This window comes from Streptomyces sp. R-74717, assembly GCF_047305335.1.
In the GTDB taxonomy this organism is placed as follows: domain Bacteria; phylum Actinomycetota; class Actinomycetes; order Streptomycetales; family Streptomycetaceae; genus Streptomyces; species Streptomyces atratus.
Window position 1 is genome coordinate 643,826 of record NZ_CP102361.1, and the last position, 26,030, is coordinate 669,855.

Annotated in this window: 13 protein-coding genes and 1 pseudogene; 6 read left to right on the forward strand and 8 right to left on the reverse strand. The window is 69.3% G+C overall.

Annotated features, from left to right (window positions below; genetic code table 11):
• Window positions 1–753: 753 nt before the first annotated feature.
• Window positions 754–930: a hypothetical protein gene (locus NRF20_RS03080; RefSeq protein WP_398632927.1), complete on the reverse strand. Its 177-nt coding sequence runs from the start codon at window positions 928–930 to the stop codon at window positions 754–756.
• 280 nt (window positions 931–1,210) lie between these two features.
• Between NRF20_RS03080 and NRF20_RS03085 the strand changes: the two genes are divergently transcribed.
• On the forward strand, window positions 1,211–4,390 hold the full coding sequence (locus NRF20_RS03085) for a glycosyl hydrolase family 95 catalytic domain-containing protein (protein ID WP_398632903.1): 3,180 nt from the start codon (window positions 1,211–1,213) through the stop codon (window positions 4,388–4,390).
• A gap of 442 nt (window positions 4,391–4,832) precedes the next feature.
• On the opposite strand, the gene NRF20_RS03090 is transcribed toward NRF20_RS03085, so the two are convergent.
• On the reverse strand, window positions 4,833–5,939 hold the full coding sequence (locus tag NRF20_RS03090; RefSeq protein WP_398632904.1) for a helix-turn-helix domain-containing protein: 1,107 nt from the start codon (window positions 5,937–5,939) through the stop codon (window positions 4,833–4,835).
• Between the two features lie 137 nt (window positions 5,940–6,076).
• Window positions 6,077–9,811, reverse strand: coding sequence for a S8 family peptidase (locus NRF20_RS03095; RefSeq protein WP_413751943.1), 3,735 nt, complete (start codon window positions 9,809–9,811; stop codon window positions 6,077–6,079).
• Between the two features lie 356 nt (window positions 9,812–10,167).
• On the opposite strand from NRF20_RS03095, the gene NRF20_RS03100 reads away from it, so the two are divergent.
• A complete protein-coding gene (locus tag NRF20_RS03100) occupies window positions 10,168–10,470 on the forward strand; it encodes a transposase (protein WP_398632924.1) in 303 nt (100 codons plus the stop codon).
• A gap of 500 nt (window positions 10,471–10,970) precedes the next feature.
• Here NRF20_RS03100 and NRF20_RS03105 read toward each other — a convergent pair whose 3' ends face one another.
• Window positions 10,971–14,660 (reverse strand): S8 family serine peptidase, encoded by a 3,690-nt coding sequence (locus tag NRF20_RS03105; protein ID WP_398632906.1) that lies wholly within the window; start codon window positions 14,658–14,660, stop codon window positions 10,971–10,973.
• A 263-nt stretch (window positions 14,661–14,923) separates the two neighbouring features.
• Between NRF20_RS03105 and NRF20_RS03110 the strand changes: the two genes are divergently transcribed.
• Window positions 14,924–15,940, forward strand: a complete 1,017-nt coding sequence (locus tag NRF20_RS03110) for a helix-turn-helix domain-containing protein (protein ID WP_398632907.1) — start codon at window positions 14,924–14,926, stop codon at window positions 15,938–15,940.
• Between the two features lie 124 nt (window positions 15,941–16,064).
• Here the strand turns inward: NRF20_RS03110 and NRF20_RS03115 are convergent, their stop codons facing one another.
• Window positions 16,065–19,883 carry a S8 family serine peptidase gene (locus NRF20_RS03115; RefSeq protein WP_413751944.1) on the reverse strand — a complete coding sequence of 1,273 codons (3,819 nt, stop codon included), beginning with the start codon at window positions 19,881–19,883 and terminating at the stop codon, window positions 16,065–16,067.
• Window positions 19,884–20,969: 1,086 nt separating this feature from the next.
• Here NRF20_RS03115 and NRF20_RS03120 point away from each other — a divergent pair.
• Both NRF20_RS03120 and NRF20_RS03125 read left to right on the forward strand, forming a co-directional pair.
• Window positions 20,970–21,197: pseudogene (locus NRF20_RS03120) on the forward strand (transposase); the annotation flags it as partial.
• Between the two features lie 67 nt (window positions 21,198–21,264).
• Window positions 21,265–21,498, forward strand: coding sequence for a hypothetical protein (locus tag NRF20_RS03125; RefSeq protein WP_413751945.1), 234 nt, complete (start codon window positions 21,265–21,267; stop codon window positions 21,496–21,498).
• Between the two features lie 51 nt (window positions 21,499–21,549).
• Here the strand turns inward: NRF20_RS03125 and NRF20_RS03130 are convergent, their stop codons facing one another.
• Window positions 21,550–23,229, reverse strand: a complete 1,680-nt coding sequence (locus NRF20_RS03130) for a CocE/NonD family hydrolase (protein WP_398632910.1) — start codon at window positions 23,227–23,229, stop codon at window positions 21,550–21,552.
• 99 nt (window positions 23,230–23,328) lie between these two features.
• Between NRF20_RS03130 and NRF20_RS03135 the strand changes: the two genes are divergently transcribed.
• A complete protein-coding gene (locus NRF20_RS03135) occupies window positions 23,329–24,045 on the forward strand; it encodes a TetR/AcrR family transcriptional regulator (RefSeq protein ID WP_398632925.1) in 717 nt (238 codons plus the stop codon).
• A gap of 158 nt (window positions 24,046–24,203) precedes the next feature.
• Here NRF20_RS03135 and NRF20_RS03140 read toward each other — a convergent pair whose 3' ends face one another.
• Both NRF20_RS03140 and NRF20_RS03145 read right to left on the reverse strand, forming a co-directional pair.
• Window positions 24,204–24,782 carry an Imm21 family immunity protein gene (locus tag NRF20_RS03140; RefSeq protein ID WP_398632911.1) on the reverse strand — a complete coding sequence of 193 codons (579 nt, stop codon included), beginning with the start codon at window positions 24,780–24,782 and terminating at the stop codon, window positions 24,204–24,206.
• A gap of 251 nt (window positions 24,783–25,033) precedes the next feature.
• Window positions 25,034–25,627: a hypothetical protein gene (locus tag NRF20_RS03145; protein WP_398632912.1), complete on the reverse strand. Its 594-nt coding sequence runs from the start codon at window positions 25,625–25,627 to the stop codon at window positions 25,034–25,036.
• Window positions 25,628–26,030: the final 403 nt, after the last annotated feature.

A 26,030-nucleotide genomic window follows, 5' to 3' on the forward strand; every position in this document is an offset into this window, starting at 1 on the left:
CGGAGGTGGGTTACGAGTTGATGGATTCGTTGATCAGGCGGGTGTCCAGAACGGCGGGTACAGCTCGACGATCTGCTGCCTGGCTCATGTGCAAGGTCAGAGTCGGGCGGGTGCCGAGCAGGGGCGGAGTGATGGAGGGTCAGGGCGGGGTGCGAGGCTTAACGGCCATGGAAGGCCCTTCGGCGGGTGAGGGTGGCGCTCTGGAGGGCGCCGGCGCCGGTTTGCCGGCCGATATCGAGGTGAGGCCGGGTGCTAGCTGGGCAGTTGAGCAGCAGCTTGACAACAAAATCAAACACAAAGAGACGCATTCGATCGAGTGGCCACAGAAAACCTGTCGGACATCTGCGTGTCAAGAGGCTTTTCCGAAATTGCGCGACGGCCCGCCCGCGTGGGCGGCAGGCTTCCCGGCATGAGGTGGCCGCTCCTGCTGCCCGACGTGCAGTCAGTGGCGCGGCGGTGGGCCATCGCGCCTTTTCGCCGACGGAACGCCACACCGCCTGGCGGTGCAGGTGCCTGGCTCGCCCTCGTGAGACAACAGACTCCGGAGCAGGTACTGCGGGGCCCTCGGTCCTGCTCAGCCTGCAAGCGCTGAGAGGAGTCGGGTCACGCCCGCCGTGCTGACCGCCGTCCGTGCCCGGAAGCCGTCAAAGGGGGCAGCGATCTTGGACAAACCCGCCTGATCCCCCTGTCCATCGCGGAGATCCACCGCCCGATCGGACTGATCCTCCACCCACAACACCTCAACCCGATCCATCATCTGCGCCGGTCACTGCAGCGGACCAGCACCCACGGCACGTGCGGACCGGGGCGCTCCAGCCAGCACCGCAGCCGCTTGACCTGCCCGTACGCCTCGTCCGCGGCCACCCACACGAACGGCCCCAGGGCGTCCAGGACGCGCTGGGGCATCGCCTGGAATTGCTCGGTCTTCATCTGACGCCATCTCTTCAAGATCCTCGAGCCGAGGAATCAGCCGGATACGGAAGAGCTTCCTCAAGCGGCTTGACACGACATGGCAGCCTCGGGGCGACTCGCATGGAAGGCGCGTCACGCCGCCGCGGCAGGCGCCGGACGGTACGAGGTGATTCAGTTGGCGCACGCCTCTAGACATCCGATCTATGTTCACGCAAGGATGACCGCGCCCTCGATGGATGCCGATGCTGCTGTCGATCTCTCCGTCAAAGAGCCGATGAATAGTGCAGGAGATCTCACCGTGATCAATGAATCCCAACCACAGCGACGAAGCATCCTCAAGTTCGGCGGTGCCCTCGCCCTTGCACCTCTGATCGCTCAACTGACCGGCGGAACCCCTGCGGGACAGGCCGTCGCCGCAGGGACCGACGCGCCCACGGCCGTCCAGTGGCCGACCCTGTCGCGCAAGGCGCTGAAGTATGCCGTCCCCGCCATGGACTGGCAGTCGCAGGCCCTGCCGATCGGCAACGGCCGGCTCGGCGCCATGCTCTTCGCCGATCCCTACGAGGAGCGCATCCAGTTCAACGAGCAGAGCCTGTGGGGCGGAGTCAACAACTGGGACGGCGACTTCGACACGGGCATGACCGGGTTCGGCTCGTACCGGAACTTCGGTGACGTCGTCGTCACCTTCGCTTCCCGTTCGAAGGTCACGGCCCCGGGGGGACCGTACCGCACCTCCTCGTCGGAGGGTGTCGACAAGACGTACGACGGTGACTCGAGCACGAAGTGGTGCATCGAGGGGCCTGGCTCGAAGGTGCAGTGGCAGGTCCAGCTCCCGGACCCCGTCGCGGTCGCGTCCTACAGTCTGACGAGTGCCAGCGACGTGCCGCAGCGCGACCCGCAGGAGTGGACGTTCTCCGGTTCCGCCGACGGCTCCACCTGGACCACGCTGGACAGACGCACCCTGGCGACGCCCTTCGAGAGCCGTGGCCAGAAGAAGGAATTCACCTGTGCCGACACCGCCGCCTACCGCTTCTACCGGTTCGACTTCGCCCCCAAGGCAGGGGTCAGCCACTTCCAGGTGAGCGAGATCGGTCTGTCCGGCGTTGACCTGGGCGGGGGCGGTTCGATGTACCTGTCGTCGCCGAGCGGACACTCCGAAGGATCCGGTGCCGGGACCGGGTCCCGGGCCACGGACATTTCGAGTTCGGTGGACGGCGATCCGGCCACGGTCTGGCGGGTCGACGCCGCTGCACCGGCGGTCGTCTGGCAGGCCGACCTGCCCCGCGCGGTCGTCGTCACCTCGTACGTGCTGACGGCGGCCCCGGACCGTCCGCAGGACGACCCCCGGCGATGGGCGCTCGAGGCGTCGCAGGACGGGCGTGCCTGGGTGACCCTCGACACGCAGAACCCCGGGGCCCCCTTCGCCGACCGCGGCGAGACCCGGACCTTCCGGATCACCAACAGCACGGCCTACCGCATCTACCGGCTCACCCTGACCCCCGGCGCGTCCTCCACCGGATTCCAGATCGGGGAGATCGCGCTGGAAGGCACGGGCTTCGACACGCATACGCAGCGCACGATCGTCGACTACCGACGCACCCTCGACTTCGTCGAGGGTGTCCACGTCACCCGCTTCGGCGCACCCGGACGGCGCGTCCTGCGGGAGGCCTTCGTCAGCCGGTCCGCGGACGTCATGGTCTTCCGGTACACGTCGGACAGCGCCCGGGGACTCTCCGGAGAGATCTCGCTGACGTCCGCACAGGACAAGGCCCCGACGACTGTTGACGCCGACGCCCGGCGGCTCGCCTTCAGCGGTGTCATGGGCAACGGCCTCAAGCACGCGTGCACCGTCCGGGCCGTGCACACCGACGGCGACTTCCGCGCCGACGGGTCGGTGCTCCGGTTCAACGGCTGCACGACCCTGACCCTGCTCCTCGACGCCCGCACCGACTACAAGCTCGATGCCGCCGCCGGGTGGCGCGGAGCCGATCCGGAACCGGTCGTCGTCAGGGCGCTCGACAAGGCGGCCGCCCGGTCCTACGACGAGCTGCGCGACGAGCACACCGCCAAGATGCGCGCCCTCATGAACCGCGTCTCGGTCGCCTGGGGCACCTCCGACGCCGCCGTCGTCGCTCTGCCGACCGACGCCCGGCTGGCGCGCTACGCGGCGGGCGGGCAGGACCCGACACTCGAACAGACGATGTTCGACTACGGCCGATACCTGCTGATCAGTTCCTCTCGCCCGAAGGGCCTGCCCGCCAACCTCCAGGGCCTCTGGAACGACAGCAACCAGCCGCCATGGGCCTCCGACTACCACACCAACATCAATGTCCAGATGAACTACTGGGGAGCCGAGACGACGAACCTGCCGGAGTGCCATGAGGCACTCGTCGGGTTCATCGAGCAGGTGGCGGTGCCCAGCCGTGTGGCGACCCGCAACGCCTTCGGCAAGGACACGCGTGGCTGGACCGCCCGCACCAGCCAGAGCATCTTCGGCGGCAACGCGTGGGAGTGGAACATCCCCGCGAGCGCCTGGTACGCGCAGCATCTGTACGAGCACTGGGCGTTCACCCAGGACCTGGTCTACCTCCGCACCGTCGCCTACCCGATGATCAAGGAGATCTGCGAGTTCTGGGAGGACCATCTCAAGGAGCGCGAGGACGGGCTCCTCGTCGCGCCGAACGGCTGGTCCCCCGAGCACGGGCCGCGTGAGGACGGCGTCATGCACGACCAGCAGATGATCTGGGACCTGTTCCAGAACTACCTCGACTGCGAGGCGGTGCTCGAGGCGGATCCCGCTTACCGGGCCAAGGTCGCGGACATGCAGGCGCGCCTCGCCCCGAACAAGATCGGCAAGTGGGGTCAGCTGCAGGAGTGGCAGACCGACCGTGACGAACCGAGCGACATCCACCGCCACACCTCGCACCTCTTCGCGGTCTACCCGGGCCGCCAAATCACCCTGAAGACGCCCGACTTCGCGGCCGCCGCCCTCGTCTCGCTCAAGGCACGGTGCGGCGAGAAGGAAGGCGTCCCGTTCACGGCCGCGACGGTGTCGGGCGACAGCCGCCGCTCGTGGACCTGGCCCTGGCGGGCGGCCCTCTTCGCTCGCCTCGGTGACGGGCATCGCGCCCAGATCATGCTGCGCGGACTGCTGACCTACAACACGCTGCCCAACATGTTCTGCAACCACCCGCCCTTCCAGATGGACGGCAACTTCGGCATCTCGGGCGCCGTGGCGGAGATGCTCCTGCAGAGCCACGACGGCGTCATCCACCTGCTGCCCGCCCTGCCGGACGTATGGAAGGCCGAGGGTTCTTTCACCGGGCTCCGCGCCCGTGGCGGCTACGAGGTGAGCTGTGAGTGGCGGGACGGGAAGGTCACGTCCTACAAGATCGTGGCCGACCGGGCGCGGAACCAGAGGAAAGTCACCGTGCGGGTGAACGGCGTCGACACGAAGGTGAAGGCGATCAAGCCCTGACGGCAGCACCGGCTCGCTGCCGCAGCAGCCAGGCCGACGGCAGTCCGCCGCCCGAAGGGGAGCGGCACGGGTCGTCGGCATGGCCGGTCTCTGCACCGGATCCTGTCGGCCGTTATCAGAACACACCACGCCGTCAGCGCCGACGGGCGGAACTGTAAAACGTTCGGCCCTGTCTCGCATTCGGTGGTGACTGACGGAGGGTGGAATCAGCCGAGGAGGATGCGGTGACGGAGGCCGACAGGGGCGTGTGACGGTTCAGCCATGGGCAACTCCAGGGCATATCCCGTTTACCAGACCACCGAGGCGTCGGTGGCTACGCACAGGCCAAGCGCCTGTGCGCGCTGCTGGCGGAGTGCGACGACGAGGTCGGGCTCTTCGCCGAGCTGCGGACGGTCACGGACGTGCGGCAGATGGCCGCGGTCTTGCCTGAGGCGAACTTCAACTACGCGGATGTGCGTACCGGTGGAGCGGGTGAGGACATCTGGTTCGACCTCGAGGTGACGACGACGGACGACGCCGCACTGCAGACGCACCTGCCGCTGGCCTTGACCTCAAGATCGGGAAGCTCTACCCAGCCGTGTCGGACGGCGTAACCGCCAAGCTGCATCCGAGTCCGAACTCCGGCTATGTCCATGAGGTGGCGCAGGCGTCGGTGCAGCGTGCGCGGTGACAGACCAAGCTGTGTCGCGGCCGTCGGGTCGGTCAGACCGGCCAGTAGTAGCGTGAGGATCCTTCGGTCGAGGTCGGTCGGACCTTCCGCACCGAGCTCGACGGTGGTTTCGGCTTCTCCGCCGGTGCCCGACAGCTCGAGCGGGTGGGCGGTGCGCCATACCGTCTCGAACAGCGCGTCCAACGCATCCAACAGGCCGCTGCGGTGCAGCAGCACGGCGCCGGGCTCTCCGGCCGGTGTGACCGCGAGCGGGACAAGGCCGAGGTCTGCGTCGGCCAACACGAGTTTCATCGGCAGCTGGTCGGCGACACGCAGTTGCACGCCGTTGCGCAATGAATCGATCGCATCGGTGACGATGCCCGGCTCTGCCAGCACGGCCCGGTCCAGTACCGCCCTGAAGTGTACGCCGCGGCCGATGGCCGCGGGTTCGGCCGTGTTCTCGTTGGGCGGCACGGCGAGGAACGGTGCGGTGATGAAGCTGCGGACCTGCGTGCGAGCTGCCTGCTGCACCTGTAGGAAGCGATGGCGGATGGCGTCGACGCCCGTGACGACCTCGATCAGATCATGGATGCAGTTCCCGGTCATCGCCGCCCGGTGTTCCTCGGCGAAGGTCACCAGTGCCTGCTCAGCCATGCGTAGCCCGTCCTGGCGCTGGCTGATGAGAGCGCCGAGCGCCATGGCCGGCGGCGCGGCGGTGAACTGCTCGTCCGCCGACCTGATCACCAGTCCCCACTCGACCAGGCGGGACAAGGCCTTGTCGACGTCGGCCTGCGATACGACGAGCAGATCCGACAGCAGCATCGCGGTGGAGTTCGGCCGTCCGAGGAGCGCCCGGTAGACGCGCTCGTCATCGGGTTCGAGGCCCAGAACATCCAGCATCGGCGACCGACTCTCTTCCGCTTGCCGCAGCGGGGAGAGTATGCGCCATGGCGGCAGACCTTGAATAGTCCCTGCTGGGAGCAGGTGTGACGGGGAGGGCCCCGGGGAGTCGCCTCCCCGGGGCCCGACAGTGCGGTTCATCGCAGGCCGTACGCCCGGATGATCTCGTTTTTGACGCTGAAGCCGCGGTCCGTCGCGGCGCTCGCGCGGACCGAGATGAAGCCGCCGGGCTTCTTCGCCGCCCTGAACGAACCCGTCCAGTAGCCGTCGGCGCCCTTGGTCAGCATCACCTTCTGCCAGGTGGCGCCGTCGTCGTACGAGACGTCCAGCTTCACCTTGGTGACGTTGCCCGGCACGGTGCCGAGGTCCATCGACACCGGCTTGAGCGCGATCTTCTGGGTCGCATGGGCCTTGACGTCGCCGTGCAGGTCCGACTCCAGCTTGTAGTCCAGGTTCAGCACCGAGAACGGCTCGAAGGAGTCCGAGTCGACGGTGTCGGACATGAACGTCCACTCTGTGTGGGTGCGCGTCGACAGCCGGAAGACGTCACCGGGCCGCTCCACGTCGAGGACGGCGCGGTAGGGCAGGTTGCCCGCCGGTACCTCCTGCCACTGCATGTCTCCGCTGACCGGGTTGTCGTGGATCAGCGTGTCGCCCTGGAAGACCTGCAGGTGGGACGGCGTCTCTCCCCACGGCAGGTAGCCGCCCAGCCGCATGTTGTCGCCGGCGGAGGCCCACGCCTGCACGTTCCAGGTCATGTAGTTCTGCCAACGGGAGTTGTACACACCGAAGGACTCGCTCTGGCCGGGCCGGGTCGCCGGAGCGAACCAGTCCAGACGGGTGGTGCTGCGCTTGGCATACGTGTTGTCGCCCGACACCATCGACCACGGCAGGGCTCCGTCGACGCCCTGCGTATGGAACTCCCTCCAGACCTGGCCGGGGGTCACCCATTCGGTGCGGGTGCCCGGGTGCCACTCGACCTCGGGGAGGTTGAACGACGGGCTGAGGGTGAAGTCGGACCGGTAACCTTCCGCCAACTTGCCGTCCGTGGCCGAGTAGTAGCGGGCATCGATCCGGGCGAGGTCAGCCTTGGTCGGCTTGTAGACGAGGGCCCGGTTCGGTACCTGGCCGGGGTAGTCCCGGGTCAGGTCGTAGACGAACGGCGTGTACTCGGTCTGCTTTGCGGTCAGCTTGAAGATGCCGGTCTTGGCCATCGAGACAAGGGTTTTGCCCGCGTCGCGGTGCACGGTGGCGACCGGGATGGTCGATTCGCCGACGTACTCCATCAGGGCTCCGACACCGTCGTTGACCACGATCAGCGCCTTCGCGCCGGCCGCCACCGCGGCCTCGGCGCGCTCCTGCGGCGTGACCTCGTCGCTGCGCTCGACGACGACGACTTTGCCCTTGGCCCTGACCTTCTTGTAGGCGGCCGCCGCGCCGTTGCCCGCGTAGACGGCGTCCAGCCTGTCCGTGGCGGTGCCCAGGGCACTGCCCGCCTGCACCAGTGCCTCGAAGCGGAGCCGACCGCCCGACGTGCTCAGGCTGAGCAGCGGCTCGCCCTTGCGCCAGCGGGTGGTCAGCATGAACTCGCCCTGCTTCATGGGCTCCGTCGGGGCGACGTAGACGTCGTCGTACGTCGGCGGCAGCACATACGCGCTGCGGTAGTCCATGAACGGGTCGAGGCCCTTGTAGTGGACGTTGAAGTCGACCTTGCGCTGGCGGTCCTCGGTGCGCTGCGGCGCCTCGGTCTGCAGCAGACGTGCCTTGCTCGCGTCCAGCACCACGTCCATGGAGCGGTCCTTGAGCACGGTCTCCGGGGCGACCAGCACGGCCAGACCCGAGCGGTCCGCCTTCTCGCCGGCCACGTCGAGGTACCCCGCGACGGTGTACAGACCGGGTGCCATACGCATGGTGGTCGAGCCGTCGACGTAGACCGACCACGGCAAGACGTCGCCGGCCAGGTTGATTCCGACCCAGCCGGCGGCGGGCTTGCCGTCCCGGCCGACCAGCTTGATGTTCAGGTCGTAGCGCTCCTCCTCCTTGAGCAGCGCCACGGACGTGCGGGTCACCGGCTTGCCGGTGGCCGTGTCGGTGGCTATCACGTAGCCGACGTGCCGGCCTGCCGAGGCGGTTCGCGGGTCACCGGTCACCGGGACGGCGGCGGTGCCGCCCGCCGGGACGGTCACCGTGGTGGCTCCCAGCGCGAACGGGCCGCCGTCGTCGGTCAGCGCCAGCTTCAGCGTGACGTCGGAGGAACCGGTGTTGGTGAGGGTCAGGTCCTTCGTGACGGCGACGCCGCTCGGCTCGTGCGGCCATGTGTAGTTGCCGAAGAAGAGCGATCCGGTGCCGCGGACCGTGGTGCGCACGGCGGCGGCCACGTCGAGACGGCCGGTGCCGACCTCGTACGGCGAGTACCCGTCGTCCAGGCCCTTCGCGGTGCTCATCAGGTGTTCCTTGAGCTGCGCGCCGGCCCATTCCGGGTGCTGCTGGGCCAGGATCGCCGCCGCGCCGACCACGTGCGGGGTGGCCATGGAGGTGCCGCTGAGGGTGCGGTAAAGGCCCTCACCACCGTCGGTCATCTCCTGCGAGCGGGCCGCGGTGATGTCCACGCCGGGCGCCGCGATGTCCGGCTTCATGCCGCCGGAGTCGGCCAGCGGGCCGGTGCTGGAGAAGGACGCGAGCTGGTCCTGCTTGTCCGTGGCGGCCACGGTCAGCGCCGAGGCGGCCGCGCCCGGGGCGGAGATGCTCTCCGGGCCCGCGTTGCCGGCGGCGATGACGAACAGAGTGCCGTACTGCTCGGACAGCGCGTCAACCGTCTGCGACATCGGGTCGCTGCCGTCAGTCGGGTAGGAGTCGCCGAGGCTCATGTTGACGACGTCCGCACCGGACTCGGCGGCCCACTGCATGCCGGCCATGACCCAGGAGTCCTGGCCGTAGCCCTCCGCGCCGCCGAGCACCTTGCCGACGAACAGGTCGGCGCCGGGGGCGACGCCCTTGTTGTCGCCTCCGGAGGCGGCGCCCGAACCCACGATCGTGCTGGCCACATGCGTGCCGTGCCCGTTGACGTCGGTAATGGCCTCACCCGGCACGAAGCTGGTTGTGCCGTCGATCAGACCGGCGAAGTCGGGGTGGTTGACGTCGATGCCGGTGTCGAGCACCGCGACCTTGACGCCCTTGCCGGTGTACCCGGCCGCCCAGGCCTCGGGCGCGCCGATCAGCGGCACGCTCTCCTTCAGGTTGACCTTCACGCGACCGTCGAGCCACAGCTTCGACACACCCGCGCCCAACGTCGCGCTGCCCTGCGGCGCAACGGTGGTCCAGAAGGTGCGGGCCTGCCGCTTCTCGGTGCTGAGTGCGGCACCGTGAATGCTCTTGAGCTTGCGGGTCAGCTTGCTGCCGCGGGGGGCCGTCGGCTTGACGGCCGAGCGAGACTTCGGCTGGGCGTACGCCGCGATCAGCGGCACCGCGGCCGACTTCGCGTCGTCGTAGCCCATCTCTATCAGGTCGGTGACGTTGAACAGCCGCCGGTCCAGCTTGTCCGTGCCCAGCAGCGGCACAGCCTCGTCCGGGATGACGAACAGGTCGCCCTTGATCTCCTGGATCTTCACGCCGCCGACGGCGCTGTCCGGCCGGTCGACGTCGGCGGTCTGCTTGCCGTCGGCCATCGTGGTGACCGTGACGACGTCGCCGGTGACCAGGGTGACCTTGTGGGTCGCCGAGGGCTTGCCGGGAACGGTGGACTTGCTCGGAGCGGCTTGTGCGGGCGCTTGCAGAACTGCTAGCCCCGACGCCAGCAGCGGCACCGCGGTGGCGGCGGAGATCAGCTGCCGGCGTCTGCGCCGAAAGGCGGAAGTCAGTGAGGGAGAGAACATGCCATGGGTCTATCGGCCGGTAACGCCGACGTGAAGGCCTGATGAAGGCAAGTCCTTGCCATGTCACGGACTTGCCAGCCGTGAACCGCGTGAATCCGGGCAAGATCACACTTTCCACACGTGGGTATTCAGTCAGCGGTTGCAGCGCGAGGCCCTTGGCGACCGCTCGCCGCCCGGTGACGGCCTTGACTCCACCAGGCCCCGTCTGGAGCGTGATCAATGCTGTCGGTTCGGGGTCGGTGTGGCCTCCGGGCTGGTGGAACGTCTGCCTGACGCGACGTGAACTCAACGATGGCGACTGGGGGTTGATCCAGCTGTCTCTGCCGGTCGGGCGCTACGGCCCGTAACCGGAGCACCTGCGCGAGCAGTTCGAGAGCGCGATCCGGCGGTTCCGCACCGGCAGCCAGCGGCGGGAGATGCCGTTGGAGCTCGGGGCCCGGCAGAAGGTCTACGACCGCTTCGCCCAATGGCGCAACGCCGGCGTCTTCCAGGCGCTCATGGACGGGGTGATCGCTGAGGCCGCCGCGGGAAGCTGGTATCAACCGGCCACCCGACAGGCTCTCAGCCTCACCCTGCCGGGCAACCCCCGCAGCCCAGCCGTCGCGCGGGCCGTGGTCACGGCCGCCCTCCGGGCGCACGGGCTCGCCTCCTACACCTGACCCGCCGCCCAACTCGCGTCAGAACTCGTCGCGGTCAACGCAACGCTCACTCCGCAGAAGGACCTCTACCTCTCCCTCCGTCACCGCGACGACGCCCTGCGCCTGCTCGTCTGGGACCAGCACCCGGACCACGCAGGCCCCGGCGCCGCCGAGCTCTGCGCGCAGCGGCGTCGCAGGGCGCTCTGGCTGCTGACGGCCTTCGTCGACGACTGGGGTGGTGAGTGGGGCGTATGCAGGGCTCTGGCTCCGCACCGGTGGCACAAGTCCAGGGTGATCATGGCCCGTTGAGGGGCGCGCCCGGAGCCGATGCGGGCGGATCGGAGGCCGGGGCCCTCGGTCGGCACCTGAGTGATGCTGATCCCCTTGCTGGGCGCGCCGCGTGGGTTCGACGCATCGAGTCGCCCAGCAGTGGCCGGGTACCACGTGTGGCCCGCCCATGTCACCGTCGCTGGGTGGACGCGCACGCCGGGGCGCCTGCGGTGCAGGCGCCCCGGCATCGGTCAGCGGCGGATCTGGTAGGCGCGGGTCACCGTCTGCTCGATGGTGTTGCCATCGGCATCGGTGGCCTGCACGCGCAGCGACACGAAGCCCGCGTTCGCGGGGTTGCCGATCGTGCCGTTGAGGCCGCCGTCAAGGCGGACCTGCCGCCAGTTGGTGCCGTCGTCGTACGAGGCCCACAGCTTCGCCCCGGCGAGCTTCAGACCGTTCAGACCCTTGGGGTAGCGCACGCCCAGTCCGATGCGGGTGGTGGAGTGCGGCCGGGCGCTGTTGGCCTGGTCGACGTCGAGTCGGTAGTCGACCGACAGGACGGGGAGCAGGGTCAGTCCTTCCTTCCGCTCGGAGTGGAAGCGCCAGTCGGTGCGCACCTTGGTGGAGGTCGTCCAGCCGGGGGCGTCCCGCTGCACGTCGGTGACCACCCGGTATTCGGCGCGCTGTGCCGTCATCGGGAAGGCGACGGGCGCCGAACGGATGCTGCCGAGGAGCTGGCCGTCCCGATAGACGGTGGACAGCGCCTTGTCGCTGCCGGCTTCGGAGGAGAAGGACTGGTCCGGCGCGGTGTCGAGCAGACCGCCCGACGCCACCACACCGAGATCGCCCTGCCGGACGGCCGAGTTGGACTGTGCGTCCGGCAGCGCGGTGCGGACCACGGCCTTGTTCCAGTCGCGGTGCACGCGCTGTCCGGCCTTGAGCGTCGAGGTGTTCGTCAGCTTCCAGGAGCCGTCCGACGTCCACACGGGACCTGCCTTCACCGCTTCCCAGGTGGGCACGTCCGCGGAGACGTACTCGGTCCGGGAGCGAGGCAGGACCACCCGGTCGAAGCCGAAGTACGCCGTCGGCTGCATCGGCGAGCGCGTCAGCCGGGCGTATCCGCCCTCGGTGGCCGGCGTCGAGGCGTGGAACGAGGAGTCCACGGTGGCCAGTTCCTCGTCGCGTACCCGGTAGCGCTGATCGGCGGGGATGCCGCCCTTGCGGTACTTCAGCAACTCGTAGGAGTACGGGCTCACCGCCGTACCGGAGATCCTGATCACGGCGTTGTCCAGGGCCGCCAGCTCCTCGCCCTGGGTGCCGGAGAGGGTCATCGCCGGGATCTTGGTGGCCGTCGGGCCCCAGTTGCCTGCGAGCCACTTCTCGGGGATGTCGTTGTAGATGAGGATGGCGAGCGCACCGGCGCTCGCGGCGTCGTCGACCTGCTCTCCCACCGTGCGCTCGGCGCTCCGCTTCACCAGGGCGAGCTTGCCCCGGACGTCCTCGCCGGCCTTCGCCACGCGCAGGACGCGGGTGCCGTCGATACGTGCGGAGCCCGTCCAGCCCTCGAGGTAGGCCGCGTCCAGGGTCCGGTTGCCGTGCCCGACGAGGCGGGCGTCGAGTGCGGGTGCGCCGAGCGACCAGCCGGCGCGCGATTCGAAGCGCTCGTTCGCGGTCTGCGACGGGATGGAGTACACGGCCGTCTCGCCGTCCAGCCACGTCTCGCGGTCGTAGACGAGGTCGCCGTCCACGGCCTGGAAGTTCAGACCGATGCGGGCGCGGTTGGTCTCCGTCGGCCGGGAGGTGGTCATGGTGACCGGGCCGGCCTTGGCGCCGTCCAGGGTGAAGGTCCGATCGGAGTCGATCATCGTGCCCGGCTGGGCGGCGTAGGTGTACTCCTCCAGCCGGCTCCAGTCGGAGGTGTAGTGGAAGATCTCCGAGATGAAGGCGTGCTCGCCGCGCGGTACCCGCACCACGACGGTCCCGTCCGCTGCGACCGGGTACGTCTCGGGCAGTCCGTAGCGGCCCAGCTGCCAGGCGGTGACCGCGGCGATGCCGCTCGTCGGCTTGCCGTCGCGGTCGAGTACCTTCAGCGTGACGTCGAAGCGCTGTACGTCCCGGCCGAAACCGACCGCCGTCACTGCCGCCGTCCGCCCGTCGGCGGAGACCGCGGTGACGTGCGCGCCGTGGGATCCGGTCGTCACGCCGACGGTGTTGAGGGTGAGGTCGACCTCAGCGGTGCCGTGCGCCGGCACGGTCACCGAGTCGGCTCCCAGGCTGAGCACTCCGGCCGGCAGTTCCTCGCCCGCGTTCTCGACCTTCAGGGCGAGGGTGACCGGCTGGTCGCCGTCGTTGACGTACTCGATCTTCTTCCCGACCGGGGCGGTGGCGTCCCAGTCCCGCAGTCCGAAGTCGGCCGTGCCGCTGGCCGATACGGGCTGCCGGAGTGCGCGTGCCACGTCCACACGGCCGGCGCCCTGGGCGTAGACGGAGGTGGCTGCGGTGGTCTTGGCCGTACTGATCAGCTGGCTCTTCAAACGGGCCGCCGTCCAGTCGGGGTGGCGCTGCGCGAGGATCGCGGCGGCGCCGGCCACGTGTGGCGTGGCCATGGAGGTGCCACTCGCGGTGGTGTACGAGCCGTCCACCGGTGTGCCCATCGTCGTGCCGGCGGCCCGGGCGGCGGCAATCCGCGAGCCCGGCGCGGTGATCTCCGGCTTGAGCCCGCCGTTACCGCCTCGTGGGCCCCGGCTGGAGAAGTTGGTGACCGCGTCGGTGGAGTCCACGGCGCCGACCGTCAGGGCCGCGTCGGCGGCTCCGGGTGAGCCGACGGACGTCGCCGCGGGGCCGCTGTTGCCCGCCGCGATGGTGAACAGCACGCCGGTCTCGGCCGTCAGTTCGTTGACCGCCATGGCCATGGGGTCGGTGCCGTCGGCGCCTTCCCCGCCGCCCAGGCTCATGGAGATGACCTTCGCCCCCGAGTGCGCGGCCCAGTCCATCCCTTCGATGATCGAGGATTCCGAGCCGACGCCGCCGTCGTCGAGCACCTTGCCCACGATCAGTCCGGCGCCCGGTGCCACACCCCGGTACTTCCCGCCGGAGGCGGCTCCGCTTCCCAGGATGGTGGAGGCGACGTGGGTGCCGTGGCCGTGGCCGTCGCGCGCCGTCTCGCCGGGGACGAAGCTGCGGCTTTCCACGATGCGGTCGGCGAGGTCGGGGTGGGTGGCGTCGACACCGGTGTCCAGCACCGCGACCTTCACGCCGGTGCCGTCGAAACCGTCCTTCCACGCCTCCGGGGCGCCGATCTGCGGGACGCTCCTGTCGAGGAGCGCCTTGACCTGCCCGTCCAGCCAGAGGCGCTGGACGCCGCCCGACAGGCGGGCCTTGGGGGTACCTGCGCGGGCGCTGTCGTCGTCGACGGCCTCCCAGAACGCGGCGCCCTTGCGCTTGTCGGCGCTGACGGCGGCTCCGCGTACGCCGGGGAGCTTCCGTGTGAGGCGGGCTCCGCCGGGTGCGGTGTCCTTGGCGCCGGACGCGTAGCGCACGATCATCGGGGTCGACGCGTGGTGGGCATCGTCGTACCCCTGGGCGATGAGCTGGGTGACGTTGAACAGCCGGCCGTCCACCTGGCCGTTGTGCACCAGCGCTTCGACGTCGCGCGGGATCACGTACACATCGGTGCCGACGGTGTACGTCCGCAGCTCGGCCGCACTGCGGTGGTACGGGGTGATGTTGACGGCGAGGGTCTTGCCCGCCCTCGTGGCCACCGTCACCTGGTCTCCGGTGACGAGGGTGACCTTCGCGGTGCGGACTTCTGCTTGGGACGGGGTGGTTACCGCGTCCTCCCCGGTCTTCGGTGCGGGGGTGGCACCGTACACCAGGCCGCCGCCGGCCATGGTGGTCGCCAAGGTGAAGCTGAGCAGTGCGGCTCTTCGCCTGAAACGCATGCTGAACGCTCTCCTTCCGCCGGCAGGGAGGGTTCCGCGACCGGCGGGTCAAGCCTCGGCAGGAAGGGACACCGACGCTACGGCCGCGTCTGACGAAGAAGTGACATGTCCGCTCGCCGCCACTTTGCGCGTATCGAAGTCGGATGGTCGTCGTGCGTGATAGCGCGGACATCGTCCCGGTGTGCGGGTGTGGTTAGATCACGCCGTGTCTGGTGGGTGGTACATCGGTTGGGGTGGGTGGGGGCGTCGTGAGAGGCGGACACATGCTGGAGGCTGCGGGGATCGGGGCGGGAGAGGAGCGGGTGTACCGCTTCCTCGTCGGGGTGCGTGAGGCTGATACCGCGGTGATCGCGGAGCAGCTGGGGCTCGAAGTGGCGCAGGCACACAGGCTGTTGGCCTCGCTCCACGACAAGGGGCTGGTGGGGCGGGTGGCCGTTTCGTCGGCGGGTGGCGCGGTGCGCTATGTGCCGGTGGCTCCCGATGCGGCGCTGCGTCCGCTGCTGCTGCGTGGGCATGAGGCGCTGGAATCGGCGCGGCGGGGCGTGGAGCAGCTCACCGAGGAGTACCGGGCCGGGGGGCGGCGGCATGACGCGGGGCAGCTTGTCGAGGTGATCACGGGGGCGAGTGTGATCCGGCAGCGGCTGCGTCATATGGCGTACGGGGCCAGTGAGATGCGGTGGCTCTGCAAGGCCGGCCATGTGGCCATGCCTGCGGCGGAGAACGACGAGGAGTGGGAGCTGCTCGCCCGTGGGGTGCGGTACGAGGCCATCTACGAGCGCGCGCTGCTGGAGGAGCCCGGCATGGTCGACAACGTTGCCCGGAGCATCCGCGCGGGTGAGCAGGCGCGGGCTACCGGGACGCTGCCGGTGCGGATGGTGATCGCGGACGGTTCGATCGCCATCTGCCCGCTGATGCACGGCGGTTCGGGTGGTTCGCTGGGTGAGCCGACGGCCGCGGTGGTGCGCGGCAGCAGCCTGCTCGACGCGCTGATCGCGCTGTTCGAGAGCCAGTGGGCGGCGGCGTCGCCGCTGCACGTCACGGACTCCGGTGAGCTGGCCGACTTCGGCGGCAGCCCGCGGCCCGGTGCGAACGTCGCCGACGACGAGCGGTATCTGCTGTCCCTGGTCGTCGCCGGGGTCGCGGACAAGGCGATCGCCTCGCAGCTACGGGTCAGCCAGCGCACGGTGCAGCGCCGGATCCAAGTGCTGATGCAGCGCGCCGGCGCCGCGACGCGGACGCAGTTGGTGTGGCAGGCGGCGCGGCGGGGGTGGCTGTCGTGAGAGGGAGTGGCTGTCATGAGATACGAGCCCCTGTTCCCGTACCGCAGCGAACGTCGGTGAGTCCGTCAGGTCGGTTGTCGGTTGACCTGACGGACTCACCGGGACGGCGGCAGGGGGATGCCGCTCAGTTCGTGGCGAACGCGCGGCGTACTTCCTGTGTCACCTCGTTGCCCCGGTCGTCCCAGGCGCGTACGCGCAGGGACACGTAGCCGTCGGTCCGGGAGTCGGCCGGGCGGCGGGCCCGTACGTCGTAACTCCCGTTGCCCTCGGGGGTGGTCGTCGCCCGGCTCCAGTGGGCGCCGTCGTCGTAGGAGACGGAGACCTCCATGCCCGCCACCTCTGGGCCCATGAGGCCGTCCTGGTGGCGTGCCTTCACCCCGAAGTCGAGGGTGCGGGTGCGTCGCGGTGCGGTGCCGGTGAGGTCGGTGGGGATGTCGTAGTCGAGTTGCAGCAGGGGCAGCAGCGGGGTCTCGCCCGCGGGTGGGCGCGGGGCCGTGAACGACCAGCTGGTGCGGGTGGCGGTCGACAGCGACCACTCGGGGGTGGTGCGCTTGACGTCCAGGTCCAGGCGGTAGCGGCCGTCCGTGCCGACTGCCGGGAAGTCCTCCCAGGCGGCGGGTGCTTCGGCGAGAAGCTTCCCGTCGCGGTAGAGGGCGGCTCGGATCTCGTCGGCGGGGGTGTCGTCCCAGTCGCCGCCGTCGGGCCTGCTGTAGTGGCCTGCGGCGGCGTCGGCGAACTCCGGTATGCGCACGATCAGTTCGTCCTCCTTGCGGTAGGAGGCCGTGCCCTTGACGCCGCGGGGGATGGCGGGGCGTACGACGGGGGCGAACCAGCTCTCCGTCAGCCGTTCACCGGGCCGGTAGGTCCGCGTCGGCTGGAGCATGCCGGCGGTCAGGGGGCTGCTGTCGTCCCAGGTGAGGCGGTGGTGCACACGGTGGAGCCAGAGGGTGTCGCCGGAGCTCACGTACTCGGTGCGGGTCAGCGGGGTGGCCACGTGGCGCCGGTACTGATTGATCGCGGAGTTCATCCAGGGGCGCCAGCCGAAGCGCTGCTCCGTGGCATACGGGACGCCACCCGTGTGGTGGTAACGCGAAGTGATCGTAGCGGTGTTGGCGGCCGTCACCCGGTGCACCACCCGCTCGGGCACCCGCTGGCGGGAAACCTGCATCACGTCGTACAGGTAGGGGCTGTCGGGGATGCCGTGCAGCTCCAGTGCGGTGGTCCCGGAGCGCAGTCGCTCGCGCAGCCGCTCCCCAATGTCGTAGCGGGTCAGGACGGCGGGGAGGGGCAGGCGTTCGCCCCGGGGGTTCCAGTGCGTCCAGGCGACGCCGCCCTCCCCTTCGGTCAGGACGACGGTGGACGCTCCGGCGGCCGAGGCCGCGGCGGCCTGCTCCTCGTAGCGGGCCTCCGTGGCGTCCACGAGTACCGCGGCGCCGGCAGGGGCCACGCCGCGTGCGCGCAGTGCCGCGTAGTCCTCGGGGCGGCCGGTGCCCGCGTCGAGCAGGCGCATGCTGCGGCGGCCGTCCACCGTGGGCGAGTTGTCCAGCAGGCCGCCTTCGAGGTCGATCGCGCGGCCTGCCCGCAGCGCGCGGGCGGTCAGCTGCGGGGCGGTCAGCTGCCAGCGGGAGTTGAACTCGAAGACGCCGTCGGTGACTTCCTTCGTCGGGGTGACGTAGAGGCGGCGGGCGTCGGCGCTGAAGTCCATGTGGCCGTTGGAGATGCTGCGCCCGCCGACGGCGCGGTGGGTGTAGAAGCTGACGACGGCTTCCTGGACGGCCGGTCTGGATGTCTCGATCCGGACCTGGACGGCCTTGCGGGCGTCGAGGACCACGTGCCTGTCGCGGTCGACCGTCAGCCCGGGGTCGACGACGACACTCTCCACGCTGCCGTTCTCGACGCGGTCGGAGATCACGCCGTGCAGGAAGTAGGACCCCTCGGGCACCGTCACGGTGAGGGTCTCCCCCGGCCGCAGGGCGGTGACGACGTCGTCACGGGAGTGGGGGCCGACGAGCACCAGCGGGGTGACCCAGGCGGGGCGGCCGGCGCGGTCGACGGCGGTCAGGGTGAGCTTGTGCCTGGGGGCTCCCTTCGCCGCCGCCAGCACGGTGTGCGCGACGGCCTTCCCGTCGCCGCTCGTCGCGGTGAGGCTGCCGCCGTAGCGGCCGGCGGGCAGGGACTTCGCGTCGAGGGTGACGTCGATGTGGGCCTGGCCGCCGGCGGGGACGGTGACCGTCGCGCCGTCGGGCAGGCGCACCGCGCCGGCGGGTGCCGGGTGGCCGGCGGCGTCGCGCAGCTCGGCGGTGAGGTTCAGGGTGAGCGGGGTGGGGCCGGCGTTGGTGTAGGTGAGCTGCGCGCTCTGCGGGCCGGAGTCGGGGGTGAGTTCGCCGAAGCCGACGGTGCCGGTGGCGTGTACGGGCTGCTTCACCGCCCGTGCCAGGTCCACCCTGCCACCGCCCTGCTCATAGACGGTGTAGTCCGGGGAGAGGCGGGAGGTGCTGATCAGGGCGTCCTTCAACTGCCGTGCCTGCCAGTCGGGATGCTGCATGGCCAGGATCGCTGCGGCGCCCGCGACGTGGGGGGCCGCCATCGACGTACCGGAGGAGGCCGTGTACGCGTCGTCGACCGGCTCGCCCATCGAGGTGCCCGCCGCGCGGGCGGCGACGATACCGACGCCGGGGGCGGTGATGTCGGGCTTCTGCGCCTCGTCGGTGCGCGGGCCGCGGCTGGAGAACTCGGCGAGGTGCTCCTCGCCGTCCACCGCTCCCACGGTCAGTGCCTCGTCCGCGGCGCCGGGGGTGCCCACGGTGTACTCGCCGGGGCCGCTGTTGCCGGCCGAGGCGACGAAGAGCGTGCCGGTGGTCTCGGTCAGCTCGTCGAGGCCGAGGCTGAGCGGGTCCGTACCGTCGCCGGCCGTGTCGCTGCCCAGGCTCATGTTGACTACGTCGGCGCCCGAGGAGGCGGCCCATTCCATGCCGTCGAGGACGGAGGAGAGGGAACCGATGCCGTTGTCGCCGAGGACCTTGCCGACCAGCAGCTTCGCGCCGGGCGCGACGCCCTTGCGGGAGCCCTGGGAGGCGGCGCCGGTGCCGGCGATGGTGGAGGCGACGTGGGTGCCGTGGCCGAAGGCGTCCTGGGTGGTGGGGCTGTCGGTGAAGTTGCGGGTCCCGGCGATCCGGCCGGCGAGGTCGGGGTGGGTGTCGTCGACGCCGGTGTCCAGGACGGCGACGGTGACGCCCGTCCCGTCGTATCCCGCGCTCCAGGCCTCCGGGGCGCCGATCTGCGGGACGCTCTTGTCCAGGGAGGTGCGGACCCTCGCATCGAGCCAGAGGCGGTCGATCCCGGCGCCGAGCTGCGGGGTCTTCGGAGTCTTCGAGGGCTGCGGAGTCTTCGAGGGCTTGGGGGCTTCGGTGCCGACGGCTTCCCAGAAACGGTGGGCCTGTCGCTTCTCGGCCTTCAGCGCGCGGCCCCGCAGGCTGCCGAGCGTGCGTACCGCCTCGGAACCGACGGGCTCCTCGGCGGAGTCGAGCCGGACGCCGGAGCGGTAGCGTGCGATCAGCGGGATGCTCTTGGTGCGGGCGTCGTCGTAGCCCTGCTCCACCAGGCCGGTGATGTTGAACAGCTGGCGGTCGAGTGCGCCGGTGGCCAGATGCGGCAGTGCCTCGCCGGGGAGTACGTAGAGGTCGCCGTCGATCTCCACCTGCTCGTAGCTGCCCCCCGCGCCTTCCCCGCCCGGCTCGACGGAGACGGCCTGGCGGCCGTCGGGGAAGCGCTCCAGGTGCACCCTATCTCCGGTCACGAGGGTGACGGTGGAGGTCCGGGAGGCGGGGGCCGCCGGGCGGGCGGTGGCGGCGGCCGCGTGGGTGGAGGGAGTCAGGACAGGGGCCAGGGCGGCGATGAGGGCACCTGCCGCTATGAGCGCGGCGGGGCGGAGCCGTGGGTGCATCGGGGGCCTCTTCGAGAAGGTGCGGGCGTGGAGCGCGCGGTTCGGATCAAGACTCCGGGCTCCGAGGCCCGTGTGTCACCTGTTGCGGGTGCCGTGATTGCGACATGTCGTCTCTACGACAAGGGGAGCTGGGTTGGCCCTTTGGGCAATCGCGGCCGGAACGGTGCGCGCATAACGGCTGATTGGGCCCCGGATGGGGCTTGAGTTCCAGCGGTCGGATCGGTGGAGTGGCTGAACTGACGCTGAATATGTATTGGTTGGGGGTCCCGTCGTGGCTGGCGCAGGGGGATTCACAGTTCCGGGTGGTGCAGGTGCGGGCGTCGTGCCTGCCGGTGGCAGTCGCTGCCGTGGCCGCTGTACGCGCGACCCCCTGAGCAGTCAGGTGCGCAGACGTGGTCGTCCTTCATACGTCAGACGGGACTCCTGGCCGAGTCCAGTCTCACGGTGGCGCCTTCGGCGTGCAGGAGGCGAGCGTGCCATGCCCCATCGTGTGGGCCGGCCTTGCGGCTGAGGATGCACCGGAACCATGCCTCGGCAGCGGACGGCGGGACCGGCGAGACTCCGAAACTGCGATAAAGAGGGGCCTGGACCATCGCTGCGCGAAGGTGTTCTCGTCACTCGCCTGGTGCGGTGTACGTGTTTCATCGTGGATACACTGGACAAATCACATACATGTGTCATGTCACATGATTCTGATTCGTATCGGTACTGGGACTGCGCAGATGCCGGTGCCCTACAGCACGGGCTGATGCGGCGCCGACCACTGGTCCGCACGGATCCTGTGGTGCAGAATCCACCAGGGTCTCCTGAACCCGGACACCAGCCAACTCCGGGGAGTTTTAATTCAGATAGTCCGGCGCCCGGCTCACAGTGCGGCATTTGTTTTTGACAGACGACGGGCGGACTCCGTCCAGTTGATGACCTGTCTTGCACCGGCCGGTAAGAACAACGGCGGGCATCCTAACCTCGCGCTTTCATGAGCACGCTCGTCCATGCCTTGATCAAATAGGCGTAGAGTGCCGCTGACCCGCAACGATGGGACCTGTCCAGGGTCCTGTCGGCTGCACAGAATGAAGCATTCTCCAGGTGAGTAAGCGTATCGGGCTGCACCCGGGTGCCCGCGTCGAGGGCGGCGGCAGTGGGGTGGTCTCGCAAGCTGGGGCGGTGCTGCTGGTCGAGACGGTCCGCAAGTTGGGCCTGGACGGTGCGATGTCGGCAGCGCTGGTGCAGTGGCGCAAGCCGCGGACGATGCACGACCCCGGCAAGGTCCTGCTGGACATCGCACTCGCGACGGCTCTGGGCGGGGACTGCCTGTGTTGATGGCGGCAGCGCACACCGCGCCGGTCGTCGAGGGCTTCTCTGTCAAGTTCAGCATGTTGAAGTGAAGTACGGCTCGGGGAAGCTGTGGACGACCCGCTACCTGGCCGCCGACGCGCGCGAGTACGAGGTCTTGGACGTTGATGTGGCCCAGCTCTCCTTACAGCGTCACGCGAATCTCAGCTGCCCGGGCTGCGATAGTTTGCGCGCCTCAGTCCCCACTGGCGGAGGCCTGCGGCTCCTGCGTAACCCGGACACCGTTGACTTGGACGACGATGAAGACGGCGCGGAGGAGTGAGCCGGGCCTGACGGCCCGGCTCGTCAGCACGTTCCCCGCAGGGCTGAAGAATTACGTGAGCCCAGAGCTGTGGGGAAGCGTCAATGCCGAGTCTGTGTGGAGCGTGATGCGCACCGGCGCGAAGACGGTGGCGTCTACCGGCGACTCCCCGGTGCCGGGATTGCGGGCGTAGCGCGGATGGGCGCCTCCGCTGATTTGCCAGCGTATGCGGTGGCCGACGGCGAAGCGATGGGCGGTGGAGCTCATCGGCACGGTGATCTGCGAGTGTTCAGTCGTCCGAAGCCGGCCCAGTCCGTCACAGATGTTGACGGAGCGGCCTTGTGGGTCCACGTCGCACAGGCGGGTGAAGACGTCGGCGTGGCCGGTGTCCGTGGAGATGCTCAGCCGAGCGGAGACTGGGCCCAGAATGTCCAGGGGCTCGGTCAGCGGGGGGCTGGTGATTGTAAGGACGTCGTCTCGGGCTTCCAGGGTGCTGTTGTCGCGTGGGCCGGCGGTGCGGGAGAGCAGTGGGCCGCCGAGGGACGGGGTGGGGTCGGCTGGGTCGTAGCGGAATGACGTCAGGGGTGCGGAGTCCGTGGGGGCCTGCTGGGTGAGATGCCCGCCGGAGATGGGGTACCACGAGGTGGCAGCCGCGGCCGGCGGCCACTCGTCGAGGTCCCGCCAGGCGTTTTCGCCGCCGATGTGCATGCGCACCGCGGTCGGGCGCAGGCCGGAGGGGTCGGCGCACAGGTGGGCGCGCAGCCAAGCGAGGCTCTCGGCGAACACCTCGGGCCATCCCTGTTGCAGGGCGGAGGTGTGGGTCCAGGGGCCGACGAGCAGAGCGGTCTCGCATCCGGCCTGACGCAGCCGGTCATGCTGCTCGAAGGTCTGGTCGACCAGCGCGTCATGCCATCCGGTGATCAGACTCGTGGGCACACTGAGCCGCTCCGCCGGCTCCGCCAGCGACGCGCCGTGCCAGTACGTGTCCTTGGGGTCCGGGTGCGTCATGACGTCGTCCAACCAGGCCACCTCGCCCCCGAGGGCGGACACGTACGCCCCGCGCAGGGGCTGCGCGGTGGTGACGTCACGCAGGCGGCGCTGAAGGCGAAGCGTCGCCCTCAGGAACGGTCCCATGCCCTGGTGCTGGTAGGTCATGCCCATACCGACGGCGAGGGTGTTCTCCAGGCGTAGCGCACCGTCCGCGTGGAACAGGGCGTAGGGATCGTGCAGGCCCACCTGCACCACCATTGCCTTCAGTTCTGGCGGCGGGTCCAGGGCAAGGGCCCATTGCACGTAGCCCAGGTAACTGGGACCGACGGTCCCCAGTGTTCCGTTGAACCAGGGCTGCTCGCGCAGCCACGACACCGTGGCCTGCCCGTCGGCGGCCTCGTTACGCCACAGGTCGAACACACCGCCCGAACCGCCGGTGCCGCGGCAGCTCTGCAGGACCACGTGAAAGCCCTGTTCGGCGAAGAGCAGGCCGTACTGGGGAGACCATGGCAGACCGCGGCCATAAGGGGAACGGACCAGGAGGGTGGGGAAGTCGCCCTCCGCACGCGGGAAGTAGTGATCAGTGATCAACGGGCTGCTGTCGGCGGCCGGCACCACCAGTCCCGGTTCCCATCCGACCTCATGCCGTTTCGCCGGCAGGCCCCGCCAGGTCGCTCTCATCATCCGTGAGGACAGCGGCGGTTTTCCGGCAGGTGGCACCCAGGCCGGTCTGGCCACGGCGTCGGGCGTGCGTGGTGGCATCGTTCCCCTCCTCTATTCCGTACGGTGTACGAGAATAGAGGATGCTTGGATGACCTTCGCAAGAGCCGCCTCAACAACCAGGGGAAGGAGCGCGAGACCGTGCCCCATGACGAAAGGCCCGAAGCCGCAGGCGTCGACCCCGAACAGCTCTGGCTGCGTCCCACCGAGCCTCGCAGGGGCCGCAGGCCCTCCTTCAGCCGGGAGGAGATCACCGTGGCAGCCGTCACCCTGGCGGACACCGAAGGGCTCGAAGCGGTCACCATGCGGCGGGTGGCCGCCCAGGTCGGAGCCGGTGCCATGTCGCTCTACAGCTACGCCTCTGACAAGGAGACATTGCTGGAACTGATGGTCGACCACGTCAGCGGCGAACTGACCGTCACGGACCCACCCAGCGGCGACTGGCGTGCCGATCTGAAGACCATCGCCCACCTGCAGCGCGCACACATGCTGCGCCACCCCTGGCTGCCCGCCGCCTTGTCCACCCGTCGCGTTCCGGGCCCCAACACGCTGGCCTTCCTAGAACACGCGCTCGCCGTCCTGCGGCCCACCGGACTGGACGGTGCGGCGAAACTGGAGGCCTTCGCCCAGCTCACCGCATTCGTGGCCGGACACGTCGCCCACGAGGTCGCGCAGGCCGCAGCCTCACAATCCCCAAACCGGGCCGCAGCCGAGGCCCGCTACCTCGCCGCTGTCGCTGCCGACGGCTGCCACCCGGAACTCGCCGAAGCCCTTTCCGCCCCCGGACGCACCCTCACCCCCGAAGCCACTTTCACCCGGTTCCTCAACCGCCTGATCGACGGCCTCGACATCGACTGATCCCACGCACCTGTTACTGCGTCCCGCCCGCAGCACTCCGAGGAACAAACCGTCGACCTCTCCAAGACCCCGGCCGCAACGAAGTCTGCCGCCGGCTGTTGGAACGTTCCTCAGCCGGGACAGTGCATACGTGAAAAACGGTGAAGACCCATGACGGGTCATGCCGCTGGGAGAAGCTGGACGATGCCCACCCATGGAAACTCGCCCGTCTTGTGAAACGCACGACCACTCCAGCGTCCGGCGGGTACAGGAATCAGGGCCTGCTCTGGCAGACCTCCGTGGTCCGGGTACTCCACGGCGAGGTCGGATCCAGCTACCGCAGAGTCCATGAGAACCGCCGCTCCATCGGTCTCCCAAACCCCGCAGTCCTCCCAGTCGGTCGCGGGGTCGTCCAAGACAGCCCTGGCACCTTCCAGGAGCTCGGCATCGGAATCGGCAGCGAGCCATCGCAGAAAGACGTTCTGCTCGGAGAGGTAGCAGGTCATGGCGGGCTCGTCGGCCAGCACCAACCCGGAGACGCCGTTACCGACGCTGATAATCCCGGCCCAGCCTTCCACGTCACATGCATGGTCGTAGTCGTCAGGGACGTCGGTGCCGCCGACGATCATCCCGTCTTCCGTGCAACCGCCCCACTGATCCAGTGCAGATGCCGGGATAACGATCAACGGGCCACCCGTCGAGTGCACCCACGCGAGATCGGCATGGACGTGACGAGAAGCGTTGCGCGATGCGGTCATGTGATCAGTCTGCCCTTGCCCACCGACAACGCCTGGCGGCCCTATTCCGCACCGCCGAATATACGAACCTGCCGATACTCGCGGAGAAGGCGGGCAAGACCGGCTGCATCAAGTACGCCACCGTCGTCCGCAAGGCCGACGGCGAGGGCACCGAGTACCCCGAGCCCGTCCAGGACGTCTCCGGGCCCGGCACCGCGCTCATGGAGCTGGACCTTCTCTGCACCAACGGCATGAGCCGAAGGCGCCCGTTCTTATGCACTGGGCATGGCCAGAGGTCGCTGGACCTCCAGGACGACTGCCGTGCCTGCCACGGATCGGTCCTCGTGCATGGTGATCACTTGGTTGGGCTGAAGGTGCTGCCACTGCGAGGGATCAAGAGGAGCAAGCCGCACCGAGGCTCGCCCACCGGGTTCCAGAAGGGGCGTGAGCTCCACCCAGAGCCGGGCGATGTTGAGAGCCGGTTCGCCGGTCGCGGTCCGGTTTCCGATGTTCCACATCGGTCGCAGTACGCCGCCGCCGGAGATGGGCGTCTGCCGTCGTGCTTCGGTGGCTGGGCGGAGGGTGAGGTCGGCTCGGAAAGTCCCGTGGCGGGTCTCGTAGCCGCGCCAGTGGCACCAGGCCGCGCTCTTCTCCAGTTGCATCTGTTCGGCTGCGGTGGCCAGGGTTTCCCAGAAGCTGAGCGGAAGCGGGTGGACGTCACCGAGTTCTTCCAGCAGCCCGAGGGCCACTTCCCACTCGTCCTGGGTGAGGTAGTCCCAGACGTCGTTCACCGTGATGTCGTTCTCGGTGGCGATCTTCTCAGGAACCAGCAGGGAAGCGGCTTCCAGCAGTTTGGGGACGTCCATGCCCTGATTCTGGACCACGGTCTCCTGGCGACGGCAGGAGGTGCTCGATGACCTCCATCGAGCAGGTCGCCACCTTGGCGACGTTCGGCGCGGTGTGGGCGGTGCTCGCGGTTGGCCACAACCTCGCGGATCACGTATTCGGGCAGAGCGACCACCAGGCCGCGAACAAGGGGGCGCCGTCGGCGACGGACGTCGCCGACGGCGTGAGCCCGCGGAAGGGCTGGGGCACGTGCTTGTCCCACGTCGCTTCTGTGGGGTCCGCTGTCGGGTTGTCTGTCCGTTCATTAACGTTCGTACTGGTCAGCCCCTGCGCTAGCAGCGACATCGTCCCGCGACAGGTGTCGGGCACGGAGGTTGCCTCGCAGGCCGCCACCAGGCCGGGGAACCGGTCCTGGATCAGGGA